Genomic DNA, 9,119 nt, shown 5'->3' on the forward strand with positions numbered 1-9,119 from the left:
AACAAGGACGATGAGGGGTCGACCCGTCACAAAAAAAGTTGAGACGCTAACGCAAGACCAAAATTCCGCCCGGAAGTCGCGTGACGTCGACACCGGCAGATCTTGCGAGCGTCCTGATAGCGGCGTCAGGATCGTCGATACGATAATGTCCGCTCACGAGGCGATCCGACGCAAGGCTGCCGATGACGACGACCCGGCCGTCGAAATATCGCTCAAGGTCGCCCAATGCGGCGCGGAATGGCCGGTCGCGAAACACGATCCGGCCGTCGCGCCATGCAAGCGATTTATCGAGGTCCGCTGCCTCCACCACAGACAGGCCGGACGCGCTGGCGACAATCATCTGCCCCGGCGCCAGGAACTCGTGACCGGCCTGGCCGCTCACCTCAACGCGGCCACGTTCGAGCACGACAGTGTCCTGATCATTCTCAGTCCTGACGCTGAAAGCAGTCCCCTTGACCTCGACCTGCGCGAAATGGCCTGCGACAACAAATGGCCGTGACGGATCATGCTGAACGTCGAAATAGGCTTCGCCGTCGAGCAATGTGACCTGGCGGCGACCGCCAGAAAAATCAACAGCTATGGCGGTCGAGGTGTTGAGCGTCGCGGTCGAGCCGTCCGGGAGCGCGATGGTCTCCCGCTGGCCGGTTGCCGTTATATAATCAGACTGCCACCGCAGCATGATACCCGGCAACTGCTGCCAGCCTATCAGCAGCAGGAGGACGGCGGCGGCAGCGGCAACAGCCGAGATCCAGCGTCGCGGCGTCTTCTGTTCCCGCAGCGAAACCACCGACGCGGGCACCTCCAGTCCGAGCCGGCGGGCGTCAGTTTCGGTCGCCTTGCGCAATGAAGGCATGCCGTGCATCTCGGAGATACGCGCAAATGCCTGGCCGCAGCGCATGTCCGATCGCCGCCATGTCTCGAACTCCGCCAGCGTCGCCGGGTCGCGCTCTTCCTGGAGTCGAATGAACCAGTCGAGGGCCTGATCCGTCACGGGATCCGGATGCTTGTATTCTCCATCCGGTCCATAATCCTCTGTCGGCTTCTGTCCCACCTGGCTGATCCGCTGTTCGATTGTTCGGACGCTCGTATGAGTGAGACGTTTGACGGGAAGACCCGTCACAAATTTCCCCCGACGATACCGATGATGGCAGCTTGAGCGGTTCCGACGAGCCTCTCGGAACATCTTACCAGATTCGCTCTGTGCCCGTCGTGACTTCAATCCCGGTCGAGCCGCGCAAGCACATCCTGGCAATGTCCCATGACAAGTTTGATGTCGTTATAGACAGTATTGCGAGAAACGCCGAGATGTTCCGCGATCTCGGCGCATGTCCGTCCTTGCAACTGAGTCATGGACCATACGGTTCTTGCTCGCACCGGGAGCTCCGCCAGCGCGTCCTCAAGCGCCCGACACAACTGCCGCTGGATCAAATCGTCTTCGATCGATGGCTCCGCGGCGGCAACATTCTCAACGTCTTTCCTTGCCGTGTCAGACGCCTCGTACCGATTACGGACCGCCTTACGCCGCTGGTGATCCAACGCCAGATTCCGAGCGGTCTGAAACAGGAAGCCCTCAACGTGCTCGATCGGCCTTGTCTCAAGCGCCTTTCGGGCCTTCAGGTAGGTTTCCTGCGCGAGGTCCTCAGCCGTTTGAGGATCGCGCACGATCCTCATCACGGTCCAAAAGAGGGAGCGGCGGTGCGACTGGAAAATCGCGTTCAACGCTGCCGACATGATCGCCTCTGGCCGGCATGAGGGATAGCGTTCATGGCGCTACCCGATCCCATCGGTCTCGATCTGGTCGGTCGATTAGGATGCGAAGCCGCACCTTGCCACAAGGCGAGGCATACGACTGCTTCAGCAATCCCTTTGGTTGGCCCTCTTCCCAAGGCTCCCGAACTTTCCATGCAACTGCGTAAGGGTCGACCATCGTCAATCGACTTCACTACCAGATGAAAATTCACGTGCAACCGCAATGATTTAGACTTGTTCTAGAAATCTGATCAGTATACCGGCGTTTTACGGAACCGGATTCTGCAAAAATCTTGAGTTTTTCGGAGCGATAGCGGCGACCTCGGACGCCTTCCAGAAATTCTTCCGAGCTACCGATCCGGACGTTGCTATGCATCGTTGTGGCAGCGCGGCCACAGCATCGGGCGGGTATCTTCACGCCGGCTCTCATAGCCCCAGCCCTCTCTGGCGTCCCAGCTGCCACGACACCGAGCCGCCCTGCACTACACCCGTCACCTCACGGCCAAGCTGGCGGTCTATGACCGGCCGCCACGGGACAAGGGTGAACTCGTGCGCCTTCTCGACGATGGCAAACTTGCCGCTCGCTAGCTGCACCGTGCCGGTGAATTTGCCGCTGACGGTCTCGCCATCGCTGACCGCTCGGAACGGCAGCGCCTTGCTCGCCGCCATCTCCGTCCCGACGCTCGCCACCTGGCGCTCGCGCAGCGTGGCCAGAAGATTGCGACGGTAGAAGACGCGCCCGTCCTGCCGGCGCGTGGCGTCGCCCCGGTCGATGTGATGCTCGCCACGACGCTCCATCGCCTCGCGCACCTGCTGGCCGAAACCGGACTGCGCAATGTCGGAGGTTTCGGACGACACCAACCGCCGGTCGAGCCAGGTCGCGCCGTCCACGCCGATCTGTTTCTCAAGGTCGAGTGCCGAGAGGACATGGACGCTGGCCTGCCGGTTGCGACCGGCGTCGTAAGCTGCGGCGCGGTTCTCGAAGGCGTTGGGGATGCGCCATTGGTCGGCGTTGATCCGCTCGACGATCCCGGCGCGACGCAAAGCCTCCAGCCGGCGCACATGAGCATCGACATAGCCCTCATAGTCGCCGCCCGGAACGCGGCCCTCGAACTTCGCCTGCTCCAGATGGCGGCTCGGACGATAGATGCCGCCCTCAGTGATAGCGGCAATGGTGCGGTCAGATGAACGGCGTGCGGTATCGGCCGGCCCGATCTCGACGACGCTGCCGATCCGCGCATCCTCCAGCCGCTCGGACGCGATGCCGGACACATAGTGCGTCCGGCCGTCGATGCCATCCACCACGACGGTTAGATTCTCGCCCAGTTCGTCGGACAGGTATTTGTCGACGACACGGCCGACAACGGGCGTCTCGGGCGCGGCATCGTGAATCTGGAAGGTCATGGGATCGCGCTCCAGACCATCGGCCTTCAGCGCCTTGTGCATGTTGCGGATGATGTCGCCGCGCTCGCCCAGCTCACGCAAGGTCGGCTCCAACCGCGCGCTCAACTCCCACACGCCGGGCGCGTGCTCGCTCGCAAGCCTCATCTTCTCCAGCCTGGCCAAACGACGAAGGCGCAGCGCGCGATTGAACTGGCGCTTCGGGTCGGCCGGGCCATGGCGAAGGTCGAGGAATCGGTCGTTGGCTTCTTCGGTCATCGCCCGGTCGATGCGCGTGAACCGGTCCTGATCGATTTCGGCCGAGAGCTTGCGGGTCTGTTCGATCTCGGTCATGGGGCCAAGTTCGAGCGCGGCCAACCCGCTGGCGCGCTCGCGAATGCCGTTGGCGAGATAGTCGCCGTTGATGACAAGGTTGTCGCGAAGATCGTCCTTGCCCCGGACGATGACATGCACATGGGGATGGCCGGTGTTGTAGTGGTTGAGCGCGACCCAATCGAGCCTGGTGCCAAGGTCGGCCTCGATCTGGCTCATCAGGTCGCGGGTATAGGCCGTGAGGTCCGACAGGTCCGCGCCGTCTTCGGGCGAGATGATGAACCTGAACTGATGGCGGTCCTCCTGGCCGCGCTCAAGGAATGCGCCGCCGTCTGCGCGATCCTCGGTCGCTGAATAGAGCTGCCCGCGCTGGCCGTCACGCGATGTCCCGTCGCGCTGGATGTAGCGCAGATGCGCAGCCGCCTTGCCGTTCGTCCCTGCGTTCTGGACGTAGCGCGCCTTGACGACGACACGGCGCACGCCGGGTGCGCTGTGACGCCAGCCGCCCGACAGCGTGCGGGCGCGCACGAATGCGGCGCCGCGCCCGCGCTGGACGCCCGGTCCACGCGGAGCGCGCAAGGCTTTGCCGCTCGTGGCTCCGGTGCGTGAGCCAGGGCGTAGCGATGACCGCAAAGACGACCGGGACGGGCCGTTGCTATGCTGCCGGGCGATCGTCTTTGCCTGAGTCAGAAAGCTCTTGGGTCTTCTCGTTCGCGGCGTGTCGGAACGGATGCGGCCGGGTTTCGGCCGGAAGCGGTTTTCGTCGTCGCCGCTCATGACCGGACTCCCGGTCGAGAATGCCGACAATCGGGGATTCGGCGGCCATGGTGCCGGTCAAAACACAGCACAGCCAAGGCTTTGCGCAATATCGCGGCACGCGAGGGCGAAAACCACGGTGCCGCGCGCGGCCCGCTAATACAGTGTGCAGACAACAACAACTTCACAAACCGGCCCGACATGGTGCCAGTTTGCTTTATCTTGCGCTCCACCTTCGCTGCCCTGTCTGCCCTTCCGGCCTTCATGATCTTGCTCCGTCCGCCCGTCCTTGCTGCACACTGATGGGGCGCGCTGCCGCGTCATTCCGGCTCTGGCAATGCGAATTTGAGGCGCCAGGTGCGCCACGCCGCGGTGACAGCACCGCTGCCGGGAAACAGGTCGTCGAGCGTGTCGTCAGGCCGCGCGGCGACCATTTCGAAAGCCCAATGGCAAACCGCTTCGGGCTTCGCGCCAGTGAGGTCGCGGCGCAGCGTGATGCTTTCCTGAATCCAGTCCCGCATCACCAGCCGCTTGCTGACGACGGGTTTTCGCGCAGCCTTCACGATGACCGGCTCCCACGCCCACGCGACAGGGATATTGCGCTTGAACGCCGCAAATCCCTTCACCCACGCCATCCATCGTGCGTCCGTCCGCTCGACGAGCGGAGCCAGCGCTGCGATCGAGCGCGGCGTTGCTGCGGCGTGCGGTATCCAGCCGTCGTAGTCGCGTTCCAGCCGCTCGATCAGGCGCGCATGATCGACCTCGCCGGCATAGTCGGGACGGTCGCGGTAGAGGTGCGCGCAACCGATATAGGGCGGGTCGGCATAGGCGATTTTCATCGGCGATCTCGCTCCGAAGCCGCGGCGAACAGACCGCCGGATTGCGCTTCGAATAACTGTCCGATGGTCCCTCGGCTGCTGTTCGGATGCAGAACAAAGAGCGGCGCGGCACGCCAGTCGCGCGGCGATGTCGGCTTTCCGGCTGGCGTGTCCGATGCCGCCGCTCCGCCAAGAACAGGCGCAAGCGTAGCGATGTATGCGCGCGTCTCGGCCGGCAGAGGACGGCCGGTCGCGCGGTGCTCGTCATAGCGGTCGGGGCCGGCATTGTAGGCCGCAAGCATCGCCGCGACATTGCCGTAGCGGTCCCACATCTCGCGCAAGTAAGCCGTGCCCGCGAGGATATTGTCGCGCGGCTGATACGGATCGCGGCCGAGCTGGTAACGGTCGCGCAGATCGGCCCAGGTGTCGGGCATGACCTGCATCAATCCGATCGCGCCGGCCGTTGAGATCGCGCGCACATCGCCCGCGCTTTCCGCGAGCAGCATAGCGCGAATCCAACGTTCGGGTATGCCAAACCGCTGCGAGGCTTCGGCGATGTGAGCGGCATAAGGATCGCGCGGCGACAGTCTCGCGATCGGCGCGCCCTGCGCCATCGCAACCGCCGGCATGACGCCGGCGAAGGAAAGGCCGGAAAGGAGAAGGAGAGCCATGCGCCGGGCAGCGCAGCGCGGCCCGGACGCACTTGAATGGCTCGTCGATTGGCGGCGAGCAGGCATCGCTCAATCCTTCTCGCCGCGATCGCGCGGACGCGACCATTGCAACGACCAGGCGTTGCCGGCCTCGTCGTCGCGGAACAGGTTGGCCCGGATCGGATGCGGGAAAGTCGGATCGTCGATCAGCAGCGCGACATATTCGCCCGCCTTCTCTCCGGTGCGTTTCCAGCCTGCGCCGATCTCCGGACCTGTTTCGTTGTTCATGCCGTCGAAGACGTGAACGCGATAATCCGGTGCGTTCTCCGCGTCGGACGGTTCTGCCGGGATGATGATGATGTCCTGTTGCAGCAAAAGCGTCGCGAGGTTTCCGATAAGGCCGGCCTCGTCGCGCGTGAATTGACCTATTTGCGGCATGACTTTCTCCTTGGCGGTGAGGTTGGGAAAGCCGTCGGCGGGCACCGCTCCCGCCGATGGGGAAGCGGTCAGCGCGTCGGCGCGCGCCATTCGAAGCGGCCGTCGCCCTCCTCGTCGGTCAATAACGGGACCGCGCGGCCAATGATCTGGTCGGTGGAGATCAGCCCGAAATATCTGCCGTCGAGACTATCGCGGGCCTGCCAGTTCATCAGGAAGATTTCGCCGGTATGGACGCGCTGACAGCCCCGCCAGACGGGAAGATCGCGGCCGATCCGGTCGCGGTCGAGCGCGACACCGGCAATCATGCCATCGACGGTGATGATGTGGCCAACCCTGCAAACAGTTTGACCGGAGACGGCGCGCACGCGCTTGAGAAGCGGCACGCCCTTCGGCAAATAGCCGCGATCCGCGAGAAAAGTCGCGAGCGGTTCGGGCGCATCGACGGCAACGAGATCGGTCACCTCGAACGGGCCGTCGAAGTCGATCGTATAGAAGCCGATCGGCGCGCTGGCCGATGCGTTCCAGATCAGTTTGATCGGCATCGGCGTTAGGCCGGGATAGCCGACACCAGCTGCTGCGAGCGCGGTGGCGACAAGGAAGCCGGCGCGCGTCATGGCGCGATCCTCTGGCGATGGAGCCACGCCGCATGTCGCTCCGCTGTGTAGGCGTGCGGCTCAAGGCCGGCGATCAGTCGGTTGTGGACGTGTCGCCAATGCTCCGGCGACACGTCGGCCGGATCGAGGCCGAGCGTCTCCACAGCGTCGATAGCGGCGAGCGCGCTCTGTACCTTCGGCCAGCCGCTGAGACGCAGCAGGATTTCGCCGCCGGGGCGCACGAATGGCATGGTCTGGAATGGCTCGCCGCGATGAACGGTGCGCACGATGTCGATACGCGAGATGACCGTGCCGAAGTCGTTAGCCGCCCATCGCACGAATGCGAAGATGCTGTTCGGTGCGAAGCCGACGACGCTGCGATGGCGGTCGAGAATCTGTTCGTAGCTCTTGCAACCAAAGCGTATCCAATGCTCGATCTTCTTCTGTCGCCACGTCAGATCGACCAGTGTGGTGAAGGGTGCAGGTCCGTCCGGCAGCGGACGGTCGTGCGCGCTGCGATGTGCGCGACGGATCATGGCTGGTCCCCGGTAATGTCGTGGATGGCGCGAGAGAGCACCGCGTCGAGCGCGACCTCGGTGCGCAGGATGGCGCGGCCGATGGCTTCGGGAATTTGCGGGAGAACGGCGTCGCCGAACGCTTCGACAATCAGGTTGGCGGCCGCCCGCTGCTCGCTGAACAGATCGAGGGCGCGCATCATGGCGCACCTCGCCGCCGCTGGGTGCCAGCACCATGGCTCGCGTGCTCGCGCGTCAAAGAATACTTGTTAGAGTCTCTGTTAGATTCTTCTATAAAGAACGCCGCGCGATTTGCGCCTGATGTCCCGATAATCCGTGCGCCTGATGTCCCGATGCCATTCACATGGTTTTCAACAGGCACTGTGGATGAGTTTTCGGGAAGGAAACGCAGCAGTTCGCGGCCGTTCTCCCACTCGATCTGGAGGCGATAACCGGGCAGCGGCTGACGCGCCGCGATGCGGCGCAGGTCGAGCGCGAAATCGGACGGCCGCGCAAGGCTGCCGGACTTTAAATGAAGGTGCGCGATCTCGAACAGCCAGCCGTCGCGCTGGTGGCCGGCGTGCTTGCGCGCGACGCGATAGAGCCACCGTTCGATGCCGCCCGTTAGCCGAAAGTACGCCGGATCAATGGTGAGCACCAGCGAGCGGTCGATGACGCTGTTGTAGAACCACTCGGGCAGGACAAACTCGATACCCTCGACGCGGCCCGTGCGCGTCGTCATTTCTTCCCATTCATTGATCCAGGAGAACTGACGGCGGCGCCAATGCGGACCGTTGCGGATCGTGGTGGCGATGACGGTCGATTGCAGGCGCGTGAGCGCGGCCTTGAGCAACAGATAGTCGCGGTTGCCCGTGGCTCGGCCTATGCCGCGCAGAAGCTGATAAGGTGTGAAGCGAAAGAAGCGCGAAGTGCGCAGGCCGTTGTTCTCGGCCGAAACGATCTGCGAAGCGGCCCAGATCAGCACGTCGGCGTCCCAGATTGTCGCTATGCCATGCTCGGGCATACCGAGCACCTGCACTTCAACATCAGCAGCCTTGTAGAGAATCGGTTTGGTGCGCGGCGTCTTTGCCAGCGAGAAGAATGGCCGTTCCATCAGATCGCGCTGGTCGCGTGGCGCGGCATCGCCGGTCGCGACCACGAACGGGTCGAGGCGACTGCGTTCGCTTGCGCCACGCTGCGCGGACTCATGATCGTCGCCGCGGCTCATTCAGAGCCGATCCTGTTCTTCCGGCGTCAGCGGGCGCGCGGGGAAGACGGTACCGGCCTGTCTGTCCTTCGGGGATTTCCGGGCGCCAATCTCGGTCCAGGCTTCGAGATCACGGATCGCATAGAGGACGCGCCCCCCGATCTTGCGGTAGAGCGGACCCGTGCCATAGGTCCGATGTTTCTCAAGGGTGCGGAGTGAAATGCCGAGGAAATGCGCAGCCTGCTTGGTGCGCAAGAATCTCGGCGGCAAATCCGGCAGCGTGTCGGGCATGAGATCCCCTCCGGTTCGTCAAACATGCGGCTGTCGGCGGTGACAGCGGGCTGTGGCGAACCATGGCGGGGGATCGGCGGCCTGTAGCGTGCCGCATTCGCGCCTATGCGCTGGCGGCACCCCTCGGGAGCACCCGGAGGCTGAAAAGAGGACGAATTTCAGCCTGTCGGTGCAGGCCGCACCGATTTGGCGGCGACATTCAAACGGGGGTCGGGTAAGACTGAAAGTGGAGCAGACGCGCTGCTCTGGGGCTTAGTAACCCCTGTTGGCGGTTGGTGTCGGCCGTGACGGCACCACACTCCTTGACCCTATGGTCGGGTCTCTAGCCGCGCGGGTGTCAATCTTCTTCTTGTTTCTTACATCGTCTCTGATTTTGTTGGGCTTTCGGT

The 9,119-nt window shown here is 63.6% G+C and carries 11 protein-coding genes; all 11 read right to left on the reverse strand.

Annotated elements, in window-relative coordinates:
• Positions 1–46: 46 nt before the first annotated feature.
• The 11 genes from BGO16_RS07085 to BGO16_RS07135 all read right to left on the reverse strand — a co-directional run bounded on the left by BGO16_RS07085 (position 47) and on the right by BGO16_RS07135 (position 8,730).
• A complete protein-coding gene (locus BGO16_RS07085) occupies positions 47–1,051 on the reverse strand; it encodes a FecR domain-containing protein (protein ID WP_292617906.1) in 1,005 nt (334 codons plus the stop codon).
• A gap of 164 nt (positions 1,052–1,215) precedes the next feature.
• A complete protein-coding gene (locus BGO16_RS07090; RefSeq protein ID WP_292617907.1) occupies positions 1,216–1,731 on the reverse strand; it encodes a sigma-70 family RNA polymerase sigma factor in 516 nt (171 codons plus the stop codon).
• A 444-nt stretch (positions 1,732–2,175) separates the two neighbouring features.
• On the reverse strand, positions 2,176–4,239 hold the full coding sequence (locus BGO16_RS18120) for a DUF3363 domain-containing protein (protein WP_363091611.1): 2,064 nt from the start codon (positions 4,237–4,239) through the stop codon (positions 2,176–2,178).
• A gap of 299 nt (positions 4,240–4,538) precedes the next feature.
• A complete protein-coding gene (locus BGO16_RS07100) occupies positions 4,539–5,057 on the reverse strand; it encodes a hypothetical protein (RefSeq protein WP_292617908.1) in 519 nt (172 codons plus the stop codon).
• Positions 5,054–5,665 (reverse strand): lytic transglycosylase domain-containing protein, encoded by a 612-nt coding sequence (locus BGO16_RS07105; RefSeq protein ID WP_292617919.1) that lies wholly within the window; start codon positions 5,663–5,665, stop codon positions 5,054–5,056. Before BGO16_RS07105 ends, BGO16_RS07100 begins: the two co-directional genes overlap by 4 nt.
• A gap of 111 nt (positions 5,666–5,776) precedes the next feature.
• Positions 5,777–6,124 (reverse strand): DUF736 domain-containing protein, encoded by a 348-nt coding sequence (locus BGO16_RS07110; protein WP_292617920.1) that lies wholly within the window; start codon positions 6,122–6,124, stop codon positions 5,777–5,779.
• 68 nt (positions 6,125–6,192) lie between these two features.
• On the reverse strand, positions 6,193–6,738 hold the full coding sequence (locus BGO16_RS07115) for a S26 family signal peptidase (RefSeq protein WP_292617909.1): 546 nt from the start codon (positions 6,736–6,738) through the stop codon (positions 6,193–6,195).
• Positions 6,735–7,253, reverse strand: coding sequence for a DUF2840 domain-containing protein (locus BGO16_RS07120; protein ID WP_292617910.1), 519 nt, complete (start codon positions 7,251–7,253; stop codon positions 6,735–6,737). The genes BGO16_RS07115 and BGO16_RS07120 overlap by 4 nt, the downstream gene beginning before the upstream one ends.
• Positions 7,250–7,435 (reverse strand): hypothetical protein, encoded by a 186-nt coding sequence (locus BGO16_RS07125; RefSeq protein ID WP_292617911.1) that lies wholly within the window; start codon positions 7,433–7,435, stop codon positions 7,250–7,252. The genes BGO16_RS07120 and BGO16_RS07125 overlap by 4 nt, the downstream gene beginning before the upstream one ends.
• Positions 7,432–8,460 carry a replication initiator protein A gene (locus BGO16_RS07130; RefSeq protein ID WP_292617912.1) on the reverse strand — a complete coding sequence of 343 codons (1,029 nt, stop codon included), beginning with the start codon at positions 8,458–8,460 and terminating at the stop codon, positions 7,432–7,434. Before BGO16_RS07130 ends, BGO16_RS07125 begins: the two co-directional genes overlap by 4 nt.
• Positions 8,461–8,730, reverse strand: coding sequence for a helix-turn-helix domain-containing protein (locus BGO16_RS07135; protein WP_292617913.1), 270 nt, complete (start codon positions 8,728–8,730; stop codon positions 8,461–8,463).
• Positions 8,731–9,119: the final 389 nt, after the last annotated feature.

The sequence above is a fragment of the Nitrobacter sp. 62-23 genome (assembly GCF_001897285.1).
In the GTDB taxonomy this organism is placed as follows: domain Bacteria; phylum Pseudomonadota; class Alphaproteobacteria; order Rhizobiales; family Xanthobacteraceae; genus Nitrobacter.

What these genes read in the sequence shown, in the direction of transcription:
- BGO16_RS07115 (WP_292617909.1), bottom strand. Translation starts at nt 6,738, where the DNA reads ATGACGCGCGCCGGCTTCCTTGTCGCCACCGCGCTCGCAGCAGCTGGT.
- BGO16_RS07125 (WP_292617911.1), bottom strand. Translation starts at nt 7,435, where the DNA reads ATGATGCGCGCCCTCGATCTGTTCAGCGAGCAGCGGGCGGCCGCCAAC.
- BGO16_RS07120 (WP_292617910.1), bottom strand. Translation starts at nt 7,253, where the DNA reads ATGATCCGTCGCGCACATCGCAGCGCGCACGACCGTCCGCTGCCGGAC.
- BGO16_RS07105 (WP_292617919.1), bottom strand. Translation starts at nt 5,665, where the DNA reads ATGCCGGCGGTTGCGATGGCGCAGGGCGCGCCGATCGCGAGACTGTCG.
- BGO16_RS18120 (WP_363091611.1), bottom strand. Translation starts at nt 4,239, where the DNA reads ATGAGCGGCGACGACGAAAACCGCTTCCGGCCGAAACCCGGCCGCATC.
- BGO16_RS07135 (WP_292617913.1), bottom strand. Translation starts at nt 8,730, where the DNA reads ATGCCCGACACGCTGCCGGATTTGCCGCCGAGATTCTTGCGCACCAAG.
- BGO16_RS07110 (WP_292617920.1), bottom strand. Translation starts at nt 6,124, where the DNA reads ATGCCGCAAATAGGTCAATTCACGCGCGACGAGGCCGGCCTTATCGGA.
- BGO16_RS07090 (WP_292617907.1), bottom strand. Translation starts at nt 1,731, where the DNA reads ATGTCGGCAGCGTTGAACGCGATTTTCCAGTCGCACCGCCGCTCCCTC.
- BGO16_RS07100 (WP_292617908.1), bottom strand. Translation starts at nt 5,057, where the DNA reads ATGAAAATCGCCTATGCCGACCCGCCCTATATCGGTTGCGCGCACCTC.
- BGO16_RS07130 (WP_292617912.1), bottom strand. Translation starts at nt 8,460, where the DNA reads ATGAGCCGCGGCGACGATCATGAGTCCGCGCAGCGTGGCGCAAGCGAA.